This is a genomic window from Klebsiella oxytoca NBRC 105695, assembly GCF_001598695.1.
In the GTDB taxonomy this organism is placed as follows: domain Bacteria; phylum Pseudomonadota; class Gammaproteobacteria; order Enterobacterales; family Enterobacteriaceae; genus Klebsiella; species Klebsiella oxytoca.
Genome location: NZ_BCZK01000003.1, coordinates 438033 through 456570, shown reverse-complemented (window position 1 = coordinate 456570; position 18538 = coordinate 438033). Strand labels below are relative to the sequence as shown.

Below are 18538 nucleotides of genomic sequence, written 5' to 3'. Positions count from 1 at the left end.
CGTTAATGGTAAACCCGCTTCGCAGACACCCAGCGCAGCAGGACATGAACTGAAACCTCATATGCAATAGAGCGAGAGTCAGACTAAAAATTATCTCAATACTCCGGCTGGTTTGGCAACAGAATAAATCACCGGACAAGAAAGGGAGGATTGATGTCGTACCCGACTCTCAAATCGGTACCCCTTGTATGCTAAATCCGTCCTCACGTCAAACACCTGAAACGTGTTTAGCATGAAAAACCCGCTTAATGCACTGCCAGAATACGTGGAGTGATGAAGACAACCAGTTCACGTCGTTCGTTATCCTTGCCGTCGCGGCGAAACAGCTGGCCAAACCAGGGGATGTCGCTAAGGAGAGGAATACCCTCGCGAGAAGTTTTATTTTTTTGCGCAAAGATACCGCCTAAAGCCAGGGTCTCGCCGCTTTTAACCTCTACCTGAGTTTCTATTTCTTGTTTATCAATAGCCAATACTTCGCCATTATCCTGTTTGAGCACCTGGCCCGGCGTATTTTCGCTAATTCTGAGTTTTAAACGTACGCGGTTTTGATGTAACACCGTCGGCGTTACCTCCATCCCCAGCACCGCCTCTTTAAACTCCACAGAGGTTGCGCCGCTTTCGCCGCTGGAGACCTGATAAGGTATCTCGCTTCCTTGCTTAATGCTGGCGGGCTGCATATGCGAAGCCAGCAGTCGAGGGCTGGCGATGATGTCTACCTGCTGCTTCCGCTCAAGCGCGGAGAGCTCCAGCTCCAGAAGCCGCCCGCTGATGCGGCCGATGTTAAACCCGGCCCTTGTACTGGCATCCCCTACCGCCAGGTTGCTGCTCAAGGTGGTTAACTTACCCGAGCCTGGCGGGCTGCTCGCTTCTGCCAGGCTCCATTTAACGCCCAGTTCCCGCAGGCTGGTTTCGCTCATTGAAACGATATGCGCCGCCAGCTCGACCTGACCTACGGGTACATCCATCTCCTGGGCCCATGCTTTTAACGCCGGAAGGTGCCGGGCATCATCTCGAATCAACAGACGGTTGGTTCGCTTATCGACCGTCAGATGTCCGCGAGCGCTCAGCAATTTTTCGCCGGCTTTAGCCAGATCCTCCGCATCAGCATAGCGAAGGGTCACGCTATGCCCCTGCAAAGGGAGATTCTGCAGAAGCTTTGCTCTTTCCGCCTCAAGGTTCATCTGCTGCGCCTTTTGCCACGCCTGGGTGTGTACGTAGAGAACCGAACCTTGCTGAGTAAGGGTCAAACCGGCGCTGTCGATCACCGATCGCAACGCCTGCAGCCAGGGAACCTCATTCAGATGAAGAGATACCGAGCCGCTGACGTCAGGTGCGATCACGAGATTTTTTTGCTTTAGCTCCGCCAACGACTGGAGTACCTGAGCCACCGGGGCATCATCGATGACCAGCGACACGGGAAGATCCTTTTTTGCCGCGTCGCCCATCAGCGGCAGGAGCAGAAAAAGCAGGCTTATCCATCGCATCATTCTTTATTCCCTTTCGCAGCCAGACCCACTGTGCAGGTTCACACCCGGGGCCGGTTAATATGGTTATTTTCTCTGCCGTCAGCAGCGTCACCCGCCAGCCCGCGGGTAAAATCGTCTCCGTCCTCACCCGACGCCACTTCCCGGCGCTATCCTGCAAAATGCCAATAAGCGCCAGCGGGTCGCCGACAGCTCCGCCATAGCGCCACTGGCTAAGCTGCGCCGTCCGGCAGCGATCCACCGGGGGGCGGAACGGATCGCGTTCCACCGCCAGCAGCGGAAGTGGGAACAGCAGCCAGTACCACCATTTAAGGCGCATCTTCCGCCCCCAGATGCAAAGTCAACCGTAGAGCCTGTTTTTCCGGCTGCACAGAGAAAGCCGTAGCTCGCATCCCGCAGCGGGCAAGCCAGGAAAAGAGCGCAGGCACCGCTTGCCAGTCAGCCTCCAGCTGCATCTCGCCCCCGCCGCCCATCGGCCGCCAGGCGATAAGCGCCACCCCAGCCACCGGGAGCTCAATGGGAGAAAATGGCTGGGTCGCTGCGTCATCTATTCCGGCGGCACGTAGCGCGCTCACCAGCGACAGCAGTTTTCGCCACTGCATCTGTATGCGCGGCGAGAGCTCCACTGGCGTTTCTGTCTGGGAAGTCAGCATGAGCCAGCGCCCGATTGCGGCAATCAGAACCAGCAGGAGAGGTATTGCTAACAGACTTTTACGCTCCGCCAGCAAGCGTTCAATGCTCCCCCGCATGTTCGTCCTCTCCAACCATGGAAAAGTGAAATAGCCAGCGTCCTTCACTATCGCGGTGCGTTTCCCCTGCCTTTGCCGGAAGAAAACCGCTAATGTTTGCCAGCGCCTTTTCCAGCGCGGCTAACCCTTTAAGATTCAACGTTAGCCCGCTCAGCGACAGAGCGTTCTGGCGGTATTCCAGATGGGTTAACCAGGCATCTTCCGGCATACGCGCCGCTATCTCCTGCAGCCTTGGCTGCCACGCGGCGGTTTTTTCGCGCCGCAGGCGGCGCAGGCGCTGTTGCTCCCTGTGCTGTAGCTGCTGACGCATGGTGCGCTCACGCTGCTGTAATGCGCTGTAAAGCTGGTTATCAGCGTTTAGCTTAACGGTTGCCATCCAGTGAGCGGCCCGTTTGTTGAGCCGTGGGGCAAGCAGCGCCGCAAGCAGGATAAGCAGTAAACCGACGCTCACCAGGCCGCCTATGCGCAGGCGCTGTTTTCGCCGCGTTTCGCGCCAGGGAAGAAAGTTGACGATGTGGCTCATAGCTGGCGCGCTCCCAGCGCCAACCCCAGAGCAACGGTATAGCTGTCGCCGCAGCTCGGCAGAGGCGGCTGCAGGCGATCGATGACGCTCCAGGCGTCAAAGCTCTGCCCGTCGCACGGCGCTGAAGTACAGAGACGAAATGCTCCGGCGTTTACCCGGGAAACCATGTGGGGAAAAGAGGGAGCGTCGCTGCACAAACAGTATCCCCAGTTCTCGGCGGTTGCCCAAAGCCAGCTCGCTTCGTCGCGCCACGCCAGCCCCTGCGTTTCAACCGGCAGCCAGGGGATAAAAGCGCTAAGCGCGCTGGCATCCGGGACAATCCCCACCACTCTTAACCTGAGACGGGTTGCCAGCCGGCATAGCGCGTTGACGTCTAAGCGCTGCGCAGCGGTAACCCGCCAGCCATCGACCGCAGCAGATTGGGCATAATCGACGCACAGCGAAGAGGCGGGCATTTCCAGCTGCTGCGCCATGGCGCTGGTTATCCATGTCGCCTGCTCGCTTTCTCTTAATGAAATCTGCGGACGCGGGAGCTGCTTCTGCAGCGTTCGCGCCGCCGGGAAGGCAATGCAGACTTGATGCTGCAAAGGCAGCTCCCGCCGCCAGCTTTGCAACTGGTGGGCCAGCGACTCAACGTCCACTACCATCCCCTGACGCACGGTGCCGGGCATTAATGGGATATTCCACCAGCGGCGCAGCGCCCAGCGTGAGCGCTCATGCAACAACGCGACAATAGCAATATGGTCCTGCTGAATATGCATTCCTATGCGCCAGTTTCTAAAAGCCATGCCTACGATCTCCTTATCAGCCGATATGCTTCGCTATATCAATGCTCCAGGCTTGCCTTTATACTACTGCGCGTTTGTTTATAAACTGCCCAATGAAAACTAAATGAGAAATCTCCGGTGAAGTTCGTAAAGTATCTTTTTATCCTTGCAGTCTGTTGCGTACTGCTGGGAGCAGGCTCGATTTTTGGTCTCTATAAATATATAGAGCCGCAGCTCCCCGACGTCGCAACGCTGAAGGATGTGCGCCTGCAAATCCCGATGCAGGTCTATAGCGCGGATGGCGAGCTGATCGCGCAATATGGCGAAAAACGCCGTATTCCCGTCACGCTGCAGCAAATGCCGCCTGAGCTGATTAAAGCGTTTATCGCCACCGAAGATAGCCGTTTTTATGAGCATCATGGCGTTGACCCTGTCGGGATTTTCCGCGCCGCCAGCGTCGCGATGTTCTCCGGTCACGCCTCGCAGGGCGCCAGTACGATTACCCAACAGCTGGCGCGTAACTTCTTCCTGAGCCCCGAAAAAACGTTGATGCGTAAGGTGAAAGAGGCCTTCCTCGCGATCCGCATCGAGCAGTTACTCAATAAAGATGAAATTCTTGAGCTGTACCTGAACAAAATCTATCTTGGCTATCGCGCCTACGGCGTCGGCGCGGCCGCGCAGGTCTACTTTGGCAAATCCGTCGATCAGCTTACGCTGAGCGAGATGGCGGTGATTGCAGGCCTGCCTAAAGCGCCGTCAACCTTTAACCCGCTCTATTCCATGGATCGTGCAACCGCCCGCCGCAACGTTGTTCTCTCGCGTATGCTGAGCGAAGGCTACATCACGCAGGCGCAGTACGATCAGGCGCGTAGCCAGCCTATTGACGCAAGCTACCATACCCCGGAAATCGCCTTCTCCTCGCCGTATCTCAGCGAAATGGTGCGTCAGGAGATGGTCAGCCGCTACGGCGAGCAGGCTTATGAAGACGGCTATCGTGTCTACACCACCATCACCCGTAAAAATCAGCAGGCAGCCCAGCAGGCGGTGCGGAATAACGTGCTGGATTACGATATGCGCCACGGCTATCGCGGGCCGGAAAAGGTGCTGTGGAAAGTGGGTGAAACGCCGTGGGATAACCAGAAAATCATCGATACCCTGAAAAAAACCCCAGGCTCCGGACCGCTCTCTCCGGCGGTTATCACTTCGGCAAATCCGCAGGAAGCCGTCGCGCTACTGAGCAACGGAACCTCGGTCTCTCTGAATATGGAAGGCATCCGCTGGGCGCGGCGCTTTATCTCCGATACTCAACAGGGCGCCACGCCGCGTAAGGTGAACGATGTCGTGCAGACCGGACAACAGGTCTGGGTTCGCCAGGTAGGCAACAGCTGGTGGCTGGCGCAGGTGCCGGACGTCAACTCGGCGCTGGTATCGATCAACCCGCAAAACGGGGCGATCATTGCGCTGGTCGGCGGTTTCGATTTCAACCAAAGCAAGTTCAACCGCGCCACTCAAGCGCTGCGTCAGGTTGGCTCTAACATTAAACCGTTCCTCTACACCGCGGCGATGGATAAAGGCCTGACCCTGGCGAGCATGCTCAACGATGTGCCGATTTCCCGCTGGGATGCCGGTTCCGGCTCCGACTGGCGGCCGAAAAACTCCCCGCCGCAGTATGCGGGTCCTATCCGCCTGCGCCAGGGTTTGGGTCAATCAAAGAACGTGGTGATGGTCCGCGCGATGCGGGCTATGGGCGTGGATTACGCGGCTGAGTATCTGCAGCGCTTCGGCTTCCCGGCGCAGAACATCGTGCGGACCGAATCACTGGCCCTGGGCTCCGCATCGTTCACGCCGCTGCAGGTTGCGCGCGGCTACTCGGTTATGGCTAACGGCGGTTTCCTGGTTAGCCCTTATTTCATCAGCAAAATCGAGAACGATCAGGGCGGCGTCATTTTTGAAGAGCGGCCAAAAATTGCCTGCCCACAGTGCAATATTCCGGTGATTTACGGCGATACGCCGAAGTCTGATGTGCTGGAAAATAAAGACGTTGAGGACGTAGCGACCTCGCAGGATCCGCAAAATCCCGGCGTTCCTCCGCAGCCGCAGCTGGCGCAGGCAAACCAGTCTCTGGTCGCGCAAAGTGGCGCTCCGGAGTATGCGCCGCACGTGATCAACACGCCGCTGGCGTTCCTGATTAAAAGCGCCCTCAACACCAATATCTTCGGCGAACCCGGCTGGATGGGTACCGGCTGGCGAGCAGGCCGCGACCTGCAGCGTCACGATATCGGTGGCAAAACCGGGACCACTAACAGCTCAAAAGATGCGTGGTTCTCCGGCTATGGCCCTGGCGTGGTGACATCGGTATGGATTGGCTTTGACGACCACCGTCGCGATCTCGGCCGCACCACCGCCTCCGGCGCCATCAAAAATCAGATATCGGGCTACGAAGGTGGCGCCAAAAGCGCTCAGCCGGCCTGGGATGATTTTATGAAAAGGGTGCTGGAAGGCGTACCGGAAGAGCCGCTCACGCCGCCGCCGGGCATTATTACGGTCAACATTGACCGCAGCACCGGTCAGTTAGCCAGCGGCGGGAACAGCCGCGCAGAGTACTTTATTGAGGGAACTCAACCTACCCAGCAGGCCGTTCACGAAGTGGGCACCACCATCACCGATGGCGGGGGCGAGTCTCACGAACTGTTCTGACAAAAAAAGCGCCTGCGGGCGCTTTTTTCTTTGGCTGATGGTCACCATTTTAGAGACGTTGCCCGCCGCGTAGCCAGGCGGCTGGCGCCTTACCCGCCCAGGCGATGCGGTACAGGCATTCACGCCGCAGGCAACGGGCGTTTTTTACCTGCGAGTGCGTTAAAGTCGCCCCTGAGCCTGAAGCCATTCCCGCAGCAGGAACAGCGCGCTCACGTTACGGGCTTCGTTGAAGTCTTCTTCATCAAGCAGCATCATCAGCTGCGCTAGCGGCCAGCGAACCTGCGGCAGCGGCTCTGGCTCATCGCCAGGCAGCGATTCCGGATACAGATCTTCCGCCACCAGGATATTCATCTTGCTGGAGAAATAGGACGGAGCCATGCTGAGCTTTTTCAAAAACGTCAGCTTTTGCGCGCCAAATCCGACCTCTTCTTTCAGTTCGCGGTTGGCGGCTTCCATAACGCTTTCGCCAGGATCGATCAGGCCTTTCGAAAAGCCCAGCTCATAGGACTCGGTACCAACAGCGTATTCGCGAATCAGGATTATGTGGTCATCGACAATCGGCACAATCATCACGGCTTCACGGGTAGAAGGCCGCATCCGTTCATATACGCGGCGCACCCCGTTGCTGAACTCAAGGTCCACGCTTTCAACATTAAAAAGGCGCGAGCGCGCGACTGTTTCAACGTTGAGAATGGTGGGTTTTTGTAATGATTTGCTCATTGTCATCGGTCTATGCTGTGATTACAGAGGGCATTGTGCGATACGCAGCACGGTTTCGGCAATCCAATTCGCCACTAATTTACATAGTTGCAACCTTTTCGTTTTGAAACCTATTATCACAAAGACTCAAAAGTCAATAGGTTGACCAGTATTTGAGAATATACCGATTCCTGGATTTTAACGTTTTTGATAAGGTTGTATGCTGCTGCATTGCACAATAGATGTTCCCGCTTTGACAGGATAAGTGCCGATGGCAACGGCTGTTTTACCTGCATGATGAATGGCAACCGACGATACCAATAAGAAAAGAATAACTATGATGGGATGGGCATGGGCACCTTTCTGATATTTTTGTTAGCTCTGCTAATCTGCGCATTGCTTATCGGGTGGTGGTATCGCTCGCATGCCAGACGTCGCCGCCTGCCGCTGCTGCACGCCTTTAGCGATGCCGCTACGCGCAACCTCTCCGATGAAGAGCGCAGCGCCGTAGAAAAATACCTCGAAAGTCTCAGCCGCAACCAGCAGTTGCCAGCTTCAGGCGCCAGTACCGCGCCGCTAAACCTGATGCTGAACGAACAGAGCGATACCGTTTATAGCGTTACCCGAGCGATCACTCGCTACGGCATCACCACGGACGATCTCAACAAATGGCGCTACTTCCTTGATTCAGTAGAAATTCATCTGCCCCCATTCTGGGAGCAACATATTAATGACGAGAACAGCGTCGAATTAATCTCCACCACGAGCCTACCGCTGGTGATTGCGCTTAACGGGCAGACGCTGAGCGACTATCCGCAGGAGTCCCGTGGTTTCGCCCTTGAACAAGCCCCGGCGACCCAGGCATCTATCCGCGGGGAAGAGAGCGAACAAATTGAGCTGCTCAACATCCGCCCGGAAACGCCTGAAGAGCACGCACTGAGCCGCCCCGACGGCCTTCGCGAAGCTATTCTGGCAGTCGCCGCGTTCCTGCTGTTTTATTGTAGCCTGATCGCCCCCGACGTCTTTTCGCCCTGGCTTCTCGGCGGCGGTATACTGCTACTTCTTGCCAGCGTATGGGGAATCTACGCGCCGCCGCGCAAAACATCGCTGCGGGAAATTCATTGTCTGCGCGGTATGCCTAAACGCTGGGGGTTGTTTGGTGAAAACACCCAGGAGCATACCAACAATATTTCTCTCGGCATTATTGACCTCATCTACCCGCGCCACTGGCAACCGTGGATCGCGCAGGACCTTGGTCAGCAAACGGATATCGACATCTATCTCAGCCGCCATGTAGTCCGCCAGGGACGCTATCTGTCGCTGCACGATGAGGTTAAAAACTTCCCGCTTCAATACTGGCTTCGTAGCACGATTATCGCCCTGGGAGCACTACTGGTGGTTGTCATGCTGTGGGCCAGCGTTCCGCTAAACATGCCGTTTAAATTCACGCTGTCATGGCTAAAAGGCGCACAGACCATCGAAGCCACTACGGTCGCCCAGCTGGAGAAATCGAAAATTCGCATTGGCGATACGCTGCGCCTGAAAGGCTCGGGAATGTGTAACATTCACACCCCGGGCGCGTGGACAGCAAAAGAGAACTCGCCGTTTATGCCGTTCGATTGTTCACAAATCGTCTGGAATGATGCGCCTCCCCTGCCGCTGCCGGAGTCAGATATCGTCAGTAAGGCCGCCGCGCTGATGCAGACCGTTCAGCGCCAGCTCCACCCCGAATCCGATGACGATTCGCGGGTCAGCCCGGCGCTACGCTCCGCTATTCAGAAATCCGGCATGGTGCTGTTGGATGACTTTGGCGATATCGTCACCAAAACCAACGACCTGTGCTCTGCGAAAGACGATTGCGTTCGCCTGAAGAATGCGCTGGTTAACCTCGGTAACACCCGTAACTGGGAAACGCTGACCAAACGCGCCAGCGCGGGGAAACTGGACGGGGTTAACGTGCTGCTGCGTCCGGTAAGCGCGGAGTCGCTGGAGAATCTGGTGACCACCTCCACCGCGCCGTTCGTCAGTCGGGAAACCTCACGTGCCGCTCAGGCGCTGAATAGCCCGGCGCCTGGCGGTTTTCTGATTGCCAGCGATGAAGGCAGCGACCTGGTCAATCAGCCCTGGCCAAGCACCGGATTATACGACTTCCCTGCGCACCAGCAGTGGAGTGAACTACGGCGCCTGGCGAGCATGTTGATGCACACGCCGTTCCAGGCTGAAGGTATCGTCACCAGCCTTTATACCGATGCTAACGGCACGCAGCATATCAACCTGCACCGTATCCCTGACCGCACTGGCCTGTGGCGCTACCTCGGGACAACGCTGCTGCTGCTGGCCATGCTGGGCTGCACGGCGTATCACGGCATCCAGGCTTTTCGTCGCTATCAGCGCCATCGCCAGCGCCAGGAAGAGATCCAGAAATACTACGAAAGCTGCCTGAATCCGGTTCTGCTCTCCTCGCCGGACCCGCAAGAATAATTCTCTGTACGGCGGGGTGTGATACCCTGTCGCGCAATTTCCCTTCGCTGGAGACTTACCATGCATTTTGATATCGCCTGGCAGGAGGTTGATACCGTTCTGCTGGATATGGACGGCACGCTGCTCGACCTCGCTTTCGACAACTACTTCTGGCAAAAACTGGTTCCCGAAACCTGGGGCGCCGCGCGCGGGCTCAACCTGCAGGAAGCCAGAGACGCGATGCGCCAGGAATATCATGCGGTGCAACATACGCTAAACTGGTACTGCCTGGACTACTGGAGCGAGCGCCTGGGTTTGGATATTTGTGCGATGACCAGCGAGCAGGGGCCAAGGGCGACGCTACGTGATGATACCGTGCCGTTCCTTGAGGCGCTTAAAACCAGCGGTAAGCGCCGGATTTTGCTGACTAACGCGCATCCGCACAATCTGGCGGTGAAGCTAAAACATACCGGGCTGGATGCGCACCTTGATTTATTGCTTTCCACCCACACATTTGGTTATCCGAAAGAAGATCAGCGTCTGTGGCACGCTGTGGCTGAAGAGACCGGCTTCGACGCGCGTAATACGCTCTTCGTCGACGATAACGAGGCGATTCTGGACGCGGCGGCGGAGTTTGGCATCCGCTATTGCCTGGGCATCACCAACCCAGATTCCGGACTGGCGGAAAAAAGCTACGTTCGTCATCCCGGGTTGAATGACTACCGGCATCTGATCCCCTCGCTGACCCTACAGGAGAGGCCATGAAAGAAAAACCCGTCGCAGCCGTCAGGCTGGACAAATGGCTGTGGGCAGCCCGCATTTATAAAACCCGAGCGCTGGCGCGCGAGATGATTGAAGGCGGCAAGGTACACTACAACGGACAGCGTAGTAAGCCGGGAAAAGTGGTCGAACTCAACGCCACCCTGACGATCCGCCAGGGCAATGATGAACGCACTATCGTGGTAAAAGGCATTACCGAACAGCGCAGACCTGCCAGCGAAGCCGTCGCGCTCTATGAAGAGACGGCAGAGAGCATCGAGAAACGCGAGAAAATGGCGCTGGCGCGAAAAATGAACGCGCTAACTATGCCGCATCCCGACAGGCGTCCGGATAAGAAAGAGCGCCGCGACCTGATGAGATTTAAACACGGCGATAGTGAATAACTGTGGCCCGCAAGAGAGATGATTATGACTCAACACGATCAATTACACCGCTATCTGTTTGAAAACTATGCCGTACGTGGTGAGCTGGTGACAGTTTCTGAAACGTTAGAACAGATCCTGACTAACCATAGCTATCCGCAGCCGGTGAAAACCGTGCTCGCGGAACTGCTGGTCGCCACCAGCCTGCTGACCGCGACGCTGAAATTCGCTGGCGATATCACCGTTCAGTTGCAGGGCGATGGCCCGCTGTCGCTGGCGGTGATCAACGGCAACAACCAGCAGCAGATGCGCGGCGTAGCCCGCGTCCAGGGCGAGATCCCGGATGGGGCGGATCTGAAAACTATGGTCGGTAACGGATATCTGGTCATCACCATCTCTCCGGAAGAGGGCGAGCGCTATCAGGGCGTGGTCGGCCTTGAGGGAGACACCCTGGCTGCCTGCCTGGAAGATTACTTCCAGCGTTCCGAACAGTTGCCGACCCGGCTGATCATCCGCAGCGGCGAGCACGAAGGCAAACCGATGGCCGGCGGCATGCTGCTGCAGGTTCTGCCGGCGCAAGATGCGCAGGCGGCTGATTTTGAACATCTGAGCACGCTGACCGAAACCATCAAAGCTGAAGAGCTGTTTACCCTGCCAGCGAACGATGTGCTCTGGCGTTTGTATCACGAAGAGGAAGTCACCGTTTACGAACCGCAGAACGTCGAGTTTAAGTGCACCTGCTCTCGCGAACGCTGCGCCGGCGCGCTGAAAACGCTGCCCGATGAGGAGATTGATAGCATCCTCGCCGATGAGGGTGAGATCGATATGCACTGCGACTACTGCGGAAATCATTACATCTTTAATGCAATGGATATTGCCGAGATCCGCAACAACGCCTCTCCGGCCGACCCGCAGCTCCACTAATCCTCAATTCGTCAGGAGCGAGCTCTCCTCTCGTTCCTGACGTCAACCTTTTTCATCCGCGTGATGAATCGATTCCCCATGAAAGAGTTACGTAATTTTCTTTCAGGTAAGCGATTACATTCACATTTCAACAGTTTTTTTAATTACTTTTTAACCATTAAGAAACATCTACCCCCACCGACGCATCAATTCCTGAGATAATCCCCTATGCCTCGTGACAGGAGTCACAACGTTTTTCGTAAGTCCGTCGTTTGTCGAGATACGTAAATCTATGAGCCTGGTCGCGGTCTATACCCCGTAATAACCCCTACAATTTAAAGCAGTACATATTGGCTAAGGAGCAGTGACATGCGCGTTAATAATGGTTTAACCCCGCAGGATCTCAAGGCTTATGGTATCAATGACGTCCAGGATATCGTCCATAACCCCAGCTACGATACTTTGTATCAAGAAGAGCTCGCCCCCAATCTGGAAGGTTATGAACGTGGCGTATTAACAAATCTTGGTGCAATCGCCGTAGATACCGGTATTTTTACCGGCCGTTCTCCAAAAGATAAGTATATCGTTCGTGACGACACCACCCGCGATACGGTGTGGTGGGCTGATAAAGGCAAAGGCAAGAACGACAATAAACCGCTGTCAGAGGAAACGTGGCAGCACCTGAAAGGACTGGTCACCCGCCAGCTCTCCGGCAAACGTCTCTTCATCGTTGACGCCTTCTGCGGCGCTAACGCCGACACCCGCCTGAGCGTCCGCTTTATTACCGAAGTCGCCTGGCAGGCGCATTTCGTGAAGAACATGTTTATTCGCCCGAGCGATGAAGAACTGGCAAACTTTGAGCCGGATTTCATCGTGATGAACGGCGCCAAATGCACCAACCCGCAGTGGAAAGAGCAGGGTCTGAACTCCGAAAACTTCGTCGCCTTTAACCTGACCGAGCGCATCCAGCTGATCGGCGGTACCTGGTACGGCGGCGAAATGAAAAAAGGGATGTTCTCGATCATGAACTACCTGCTGCCGCTGAAGGGCATCGCTTCCATGCACTGCTCCGCCAACGTCGGGGAAAAAGAGGATGTCGCTATCTTCTTCGGGCTTTCCGGTACTGGCAAAACCACCCTTTCCACCGACCCGAAACGCCGCCTGATTGGCGATGATGAACACGGTTGGGACGACGACGGGGTATTTAACTTCGAAGGCGGCTGCTACGCTAAGACGATTAAGCTTTCAGAAGTCGCAGAACCGGATATCTATCATGCGATTCGCCGCGATGCTTTGCTGGAGAACGTGGTCGTACTGGCCGACGGCACCATCGACTTTAACGACGGTTCGAAGACCGAAAATACCCGCGTCTCCTATCCGATCTACCATATCGAAAACATCGTTAAGCCGATATCCAAAGCGGGTCATGCCACTAAGGTTATCTTCCTGACCGCCGACGCGTTTGGCGTTCTACCTCCGGTTTCTCGCCTGACCGCCGACCAGACCCAGTACCACTTCCTGTCTGGCTTTACCGCCAAGCTGGCCGGTACCGAGCGCGGCGTCACGGAGCCGACGCCAACCTTCTCCGCCTGCTTCGGCGCCGCGTTCCTTTCGCTGCACCCGACGCAATACGCTGAAGTGCTGGTAAAACGCATGCAGGCCTCCGGCGCGCAGGCCTATCTGGTCAACACCGGCTGGAACGGCACCGGCAAACGTATCTCGATCAAAGATACCCGCGCCATTATCGATGCGATCCTTGACGGTTCGCTGGACAATGCCGAAACCTTCACGCTACCGATGTTTGAGCTGCAGATCCCGACCGAGCTTCCGGGCGTGGATACTCATATCCTCGATCCGCGCAACACCTACGGATCGCCGGAGCAGTGGCAGGAAAAAGCGGAGCAGCTGGCGAAACTGTTTATCGAGAACTTCGAGAAGTACACCGATACGCCAGCGGGCGCTGCGCTGGTGGCCGCAGGGCCAAAACTCTAATCGGTTCAGCAGAAAATACAAAGCCGGGAATCACTTCCCGGCTTTTTTAACGCTCCCAATCAGGCGGATTTCTTCTTACTTGCCGACTTACGCCGCTTATCCAGATCCTTAATCAGCTTATTCACCTGCTCATCGGCAAACATCGCCTCGAGCGTGGTGGAGAGCTTGCGACGCCAGTTTGGATACTCCGTGCTGGTGCCGGGAATATTGACCGGCTCGGCCATCTCCAGCCAATCTTCCGGCTGCAGGCCCAGCAGCGCGCTGTTGCTGTCGGCAATATAGCGCTGCATACCGCGATTCAGGGTTGAGGTCATCGCCATCAGCGACGCTTTATGCCCGGTACGCTTCGGCAGACAGCCGTAGCGGTGCAGAGCATCCAGCAGCCCCTGCTTCGCCAGCTCGCGATCCTGATAAAGTCCGCGCAGCACCACCTCATCCGGATACAGGCCAAGCGATTTCCCCAGCGTCAGGTCGCCGCTTTCCCAGTAGCCGCGCAGCGTTGGCAGGTCATGCGTCGTTGCCACAGCCATTGATTGCTCCGGATACGCCTTCGGCGCACGGAAAGTCTTCTCGTGGTCATTTTCGAAATAGAGCACTTTGTAAGAGTAAACGCCGCTTTTTCGCAGCTTACCGACGATCTCAACCGGTACGGTTCCCAGATCCTCGCCGATCACCATACAGCGGTGACGCTTACTCTCCAGCGCCAGAATCGACAACAGATCGTCTACCGGATACTGAACGTAAGCACCGTGATCGGCCGTCTCACCGTAAGGGATCCACCACAGACGCAGCACCGACATCACGTGATCGATGCGCAGCGCCCCGCAGTTTTGCATATTAGCGCGCAACAGCTCGACAAATGGCTCATAGGCGCGCGCCACCATGATATGCGGGTCCATCGGCGGCAGGCCCCAGTTCTGTCCCAGCGGACCCAGAATGTCCGGCGGCGCCCCGACGGAGGCTTTCAGACAGTACAGCTCGCGATCGCACCAGGTTTCCGCTCCGCCTTCCGCAACGCCGACCGCCAGATCGCGATACAGGCCGATCGGCATGGCATCGTTCTGGCTGGTATGCCAGCACTCGGCGAACTGGGTGTAAGCGAGCCATTGCAGCCACAGGTAAAAATTCACCTCGTCGGCATGCTCGGTACAGAATGCTTTAACCTCCGGGCTATCGGTATCCTGGTAAGCCTTCGGCCACGCGGGCCAGCCCCAGCGCATCGGATCCTGCTTAACCTGCCAGGCGTGCAGCGCGTCATACGCCGCCTGCCAGTACAGACTTTCGCCCTCACGGGTCACAAACTGACGGAACTCCGCCGTCGTCTCATCATTGCGCGCGGAAAAACCTTTCCAGGCCATGCGCAGCGCAGTGAGCTTAAGAGCGGTCACGGCGCTATAGTCAACGTCATCGGTCTGGCGCGCGGCCTGTAAGGCTTGCTGCGTAGCCGATGATTGCCACCATTTTTGCGCCTCTTTGCTGTGACGGAAATCGTCTACCGCGTTGACGTCGATATAGATAACGTTGAGCCAACGGCGTGAAGAGGGGCTGTACGGGCTGGCGCTCTCCGGGTTAGCCGGGTAGAGCGCGTGAATCGGGTTAAGACCAATAAACGCGCCGCCGCGGCGAGCGATTTCCGGCAGCATAGCGCGCAAATCGCCGAAGTCGCCAATTCCCCAGTTCTTCTCCGAGCGCAGCGTATACAGCTGCACGCAGGTTCCCCACAGCTTCTTACCATCCTTCAGCGCCTGCGGTTCATAGCAGCGCGCGGGCGCGACGATAACCCGACAGTGGCTGCGCTCGCCGTCCTGAGTCAGCGTCAGCGTGTGATACCCTTCCGGCAATTTTGCCGGCAGCGGCAGGGTTTCTCCGCCGCGCGCCTGGCCCTGATACTGTTTCCCTTCTTCGGTGGTGAGGATCCAGTGAAACTCCCCCTGGCCCGCCACCGGCAGAGACATCTTTTTGCCATAGGTGAACACCTGCACCGCAGGCAGCGGATCAACCGTCGCCTTCACGGCAGTCGCTGTACGATGCATCGCATCAAGCAGCCGCTGCTTGGTCGCCGCAGCAATAGACTGCGGCTTACCGTGAGCATTGATGTAGCTTGGGCTTATCCCCGCCGCCAGGGCAGCGTTATCAAGGCGTTTACTCTCCATAGGCCTGTCCTTAGCGTTTTGCCTGCCAGATACGTTGCTGATAATCGCGAATCGAACGGTCGGAGCTGAACATGCCGCAGCGCGCGGTGTTCAGAATCGTTGCGCGCGTCCAGGCTTCCTGGTCGCGATACAGCTCATCAACCTGCTTCTGCGCCGCCACGTAGGCTTCAAAATCCGCCAGCACCAGGTACGGGTCGCCGCCTTTCAGCAGACTGTGCAACATCTGATCGAAGGCATGCTTATCGCCATCGCTATATTTACCGCTCTCCAGCTCTTTCAGCACCGCATCCAGCAGCTTATCTTTCTTCCGCCACTTCAGCGGGTCGTAACCTTTGGCCTTCAGCGCTTTCACTTCTTCCACAGTATGACCGAAGATGAAGATGTTCTCTTCGCCCACCTGCTCAGCAATTTCAACGTTGGCGCCGTCGAGGGTTCCCACGGTCAGCGCGCCGTTCAGCGCCAGCTTCATATTGCCGGTACCGGAGGCCTCTTTGCCCGCCGTAGAGATCTGCTCAGAGACATCCGCCGCCGGGATCAGCATTTCCGCCGCCGAGACGCAGTAGTCCGGCAGGAATACGACTTTCAGCTTATCGCCTACCAGCGGATCGTTATTGATCGCTGCGGCAACTTTGTTGATCGCCCAGATAATATTCTTCGCCAGGTAGTAGCCCGGAGCCGCTTTCGCACCGAACAGGAACACGCGCGGTACGCGGTCGGCCTGCGGGTTCTCGCGGATTTCTTTGTACTGCGCGAGGATATTCAGCAGGTTGAGGTGCTGGCGTTTATATTCGTGCAGACGCTTAATCTGAATATCGAAAATCGCCTGCGGATTAATCTCGATACCGGTACGCCGCTTCACGAACTCCGCCAGACGAACCTTGTTGGCCAGCTTAATCTCACGATACGTCTGACGGAACGTCGCGTCATCAGCATATTTTTCGAGGTTGATCAGCTGGTCGAGATCGTTGGCCCACTCTTTCTTCAGCGTTTTATCCAGCAGCGCGGCCAGCGCCGGGTTACACTGCTTGATCCAACGACGCGGGGTAATGCCGTTGGTGACGTTATGGAATTTGTTCGGCCACAGCTGGTGATATTCCGGGAACAGATCTTTCACCACCAGATCGGAGTGCAGCGCGGCAACGCCGTTAACCGCAAAGCCGCTGACCACGCACATGTTCGCCATACGAACCTGTTTGTCGTGCACCACCGCCAGCTTCGCCCAAACCTGCTTGTCGCCCGGCCAGGTTTTATCCACCAGCGTTTTAAAGCGGTCGTTAATCTGTTTGATGATCTGCATGTGGCGCGGCAGCAGCGCTTTTACCAGCTTCTCATCCCAGCACTCCAGCGCTTCCGGCATCAGGGTGTGGTTGGTGTAAGCAAAAGTTTTGCTGGTAATCGCCCAGGCGTCGTCCCAGCTCAGCTGATGCTCGTCAATCAGCACGCGCAGCAGCTCCGGAATCGCAATCGTCGGGTGAGTATCGTTCAGCTGAATAACTTCATAATCCGCCAGCTCTGCCAGCTTGCGACCTGCCAGATGATGGCGACGCAGAATATCGGCAACCGAGCAGGCGCACTGGAAGTACTGCTGCATCAGACGCAGTTTTTTACCCGCCTGATGGTTATCGTTCGGGTAGAGGACTTTCGTCAGTTTTTCGGCGTCAATGCCCTGCTGTTCGGCACGCAGGAAATCGCCGTCGTTGAATTTAGTCAGGTTAAAAGGATGCGCGTGCTTAGCCTGCCACAGACGCAGCGGCTGAGCCACGTTGTTGCGGTAGCCCAGCACCGGCAGATCCCAGGCTTCGCCGGTAATCACAAATGCCGGAACCCACTCACCATTTTTAGTCACTTTACCGCCGAGGCCCACCTGTACGTCCAGCGCTTCATTGTGGCGGAACCACGGGTAGTTGCTACGTCCCCAGTCATCCGGCGCTTCCATCTGCTGCCCGTCAGCGAAAGACTGGCGGAACAGACCGTACTGATAGTTCAGGCCGTAGCCGGTGGCCGACTGACCCACGGTTGCCATTGAATCCAGAAAACATGCCGCCAGACGGCCGAGGCCACCGTTGCCCAGACCCGGGTCGATTTCCTCTTCCAGCAGGTCGGTCAGGTTAACGTCATGCGCCTGTAGCTCATCGCTGACCTGCTGATACCAGCCAAGGTTGAGCAAATTGTTGCCGGTCAGGCGACCAATTAAAAACTCCATTGAGATGTAGTTTACGTGACGCTGCCCTGCGGCCGCTTTCGCTACCGGCTGAGCCGACAACAGCTCGGACAGCGCACCGCTTACGGCGCGCCACCATTGACGCTGGGTCATCTCGGAAGCGGACTGTAAACCAAAATGCTGCCACTGACGCGTCAGTGCAGCCTGAAACTGAGCTTTGTTAAAAGAAGTCTGTGACATAAGAAATCCGGGTCCTTTACTAAAACGTTAGCGTTAGTGTGCCGACCTCCCGGAGTCACGTCCTCATCCCGCCAGGGATTAGCCGGGGAGGAGTAGCAGGGATGAGCGAAAAGTGTGATCGTGGCCACTATTACGTTAGCTTACCGGCAAAATTATGCTGCAAAATTCGCCGCTGCGGAACCCGCAACCTGTCTCTCCTGGCGAACAAAACTTTGTTACAAGCCTGGCTGATAAAAAGGCCATAAAATGCCGTTTTGTAAATATGGCGAAATAAAAGTAAATATTCGAAGAATAAACGGGCTTTAATGCAGAAATAACTCAAAAAGATGACTTATAAGAATAAGCCGATAATATTTTAATAAAAACAAACAAATACTTAGATTGTAAAAAAAGATTAGCCTGTGGTGCCTGAATTTCCCGCAAGCCCAGAAACCGCGCACGCTGCCCTCCTTTATATCAATTTCACTCGATGTCAAAATTTGTGACATAGAGCAAATTCAAGAGCATAAAACTCGGACATAACTTGCAATAAAATTCATTATGGCCGACCTTATTGGGTATTAATTAC

The 18538-nt window shown here is 56.2% G+C and carries 14 protein-coding genes; 6 read left to right on the top strand and 8 right to left on the bottom strand.

Features of this window, described 5'->3' with window-relative positions:
* Positions 1-245 precede the first annotated feature (245 nt).
* The 5 genes from hofQ to KO1_RS07865 are packed head-to-tail and all read right to left on the bottom strand — an operon-like array spanning position 246 to position 3544.
* Positions 246-1487 carry a DNA uptake porin HofQ gene (gene hofQ, locus KO1_RS07885; protein ID WP_017145320.1) on the bottom strand — a complete coding sequence of 414 codons (1242 nt, stop codon included), beginning with the start codon at positions 1485-1487 and terminating at the stop codon, positions 246-248.
* A complete protein-coding gene (locus KO1_RS07880; RefSeq protein WP_032704790.1) occupies positions 1396-1803 on the bottom strand; it encodes a HofP DNA utilization family protein in 408 nt (135 codons plus the stop codon). The genes hofQ and KO1_RS07880 overlap by 92 nt, the downstream gene beginning before the upstream one ends.
* Positions 1793-2233 carry a HofO family protein gene (locus tag KO1_RS07875; protein ID WP_017145319.1) on the bottom strand — a complete coding sequence of 147 codons (441 nt, stop codon included), beginning with the start codon at positions 2231-2233 and terminating at the stop codon, positions 1793-1795. The genes KO1_RS07880 and KO1_RS07875 overlap by 11 nt, the downstream gene beginning before the upstream one ends.
* Positions 2217-2756, bottom strand: a complete 540-nt coding sequence (locus KO1_RS07870) for a PilN domain-containing protein (protein WP_032729088.1) — start codon at positions 2754-2756, stop codon at positions 2217-2219. Before KO1_RS07870 ends, KO1_RS07875 begins: the two co-directional genes overlap by 17 nt.
* Entirely contained in the window at positions 2753-3544 is a 792-nt protein-coding gene (locus KO1_RS07865) for a type IV pilus biogenesis protein PilM (RefSeq protein ID WP_004115994.1), read from the bottom strand. Before KO1_RS07865 ends, KO1_RS07870 begins: the two co-directional genes overlap by 4 nt.
* Before the next feature lie 117 nt (positions 3545-3661).
* Here KO1_RS07865 and mrcA point away from each other — a divergent pair, with 117 nt between their 5' ends.
* Positions 3662-6220, top strand: coding sequence for a peptidoglycan glycosyltransferase/peptidoglycan DD-transpeptidase MrcA (mrcA, locus tag KO1_RS07860; protein WP_032729090.1), 2559 nt, complete (start codon positions 3662-3664; stop codon positions 6218-6220).
* 159 nt (positions 6221-6379) lie between these two features.
* Here mrcA and nudE read toward each other — a convergent pair whose 3' ends face one another.
* Positions 6380-6940 carry an ADP compounds hydrolase NudE gene (gene nudE / locus KO1_RS07855; protein WP_032729136.1) on the bottom strand — a complete coding sequence of 187 codons (561 nt, stop codon included), beginning with the start codon at positions 6938-6940 and terminating at the stop codon, positions 6380-6382.
* A gap of 330 nt (positions 6941-7270) precedes the next feature.
* Between nudE and KO1_RS07850 the strand changes: the two genes are divergently transcribed.
* The 5 genes from KO1_RS07850 (at position 7271) to pckA (ending at position 13416) form a co-directional block, all read left to right on the top strand.
* Positions 7271-9400, top strand: a complete 2130-nt coding sequence (locus KO1_RS07850) for an intracellular growth attenuator family protein (protein ID WP_004115996.1) — start codon at positions 7271-7273, stop codon at positions 9398-9400.
* Between the two features lie 60 nt (positions 9401-9460).
* Positions 9461-10144, top strand: coding sequence for a GMP/IMP nucleotidase (gene yrfG, locus KO1_RS07845; RefSeq protein WP_004106458.1), 684 nt, complete (start codon positions 9461-9463; stop codon positions 10142-10144).
* Positions 10141-10542 carry a ribosome-associated heat shock protein Hsp15 gene (hslR, locus tag KO1_RS07840; protein WP_004106460.1) on the top strand — a complete coding sequence of 134 codons (402 nt, stop codon included), beginning with the start codon at positions 10141-10143 and terminating at the stop codon, positions 10540-10542. The genes yrfG and hslR overlap by 4 nt, the downstream gene beginning before the upstream one ends.
* 18 nt (positions 10543-10560) lie before the next feature.
* Positions 10561-11445, top strand: coding sequence for an Hsp33 family molecular chaperone HslO (hslO, locus tag KO1_RS07835; RefSeq protein WP_016810014.1), 885 nt, complete (start codon positions 10561-10563; stop codon positions 11443-11445).
* 348 nt (positions 11446-11793) lie between these two features.
* Positions 11794-13416, top strand: coding sequence for a phosphoenolpyruvate carboxykinase (ATP) (gene pckA / locus KO1_RS07830; RefSeq protein WP_023321711.1), 1623 nt, complete (start codon positions 11794-11796; stop codon positions 13414-13416).
* Positions 13417-13475: 59 nt separating this feature from the next.
* Here the strand turns inward: pckA and malQ are convergent, their stop codons facing one another.
* Both malQ and malP read right to left on the bottom strand, forming a co-directional pair.
* On the bottom strand, positions 13476-15569 hold the full coding sequence (malQ, locus tag KO1_RS07825; protein WP_004106465.1) for a 4-alpha-glucanotransferase: 2094 nt from the start codon (positions 15567-15569) through the stop codon (positions 13476-13478).
* A 10-nt stretch (positions 15570-15579) separates the two neighbouring features.
* A complete protein-coding gene (malP, locus tag KO1_RS07820; protein WP_004106468.1) occupies positions 15580-17970 on the bottom strand; it encodes a maltodextrin phosphorylase in 2391 nt (796 codons plus the stop codon).
* Positions 17971-18538: the final 568 nt, after the last annotated feature.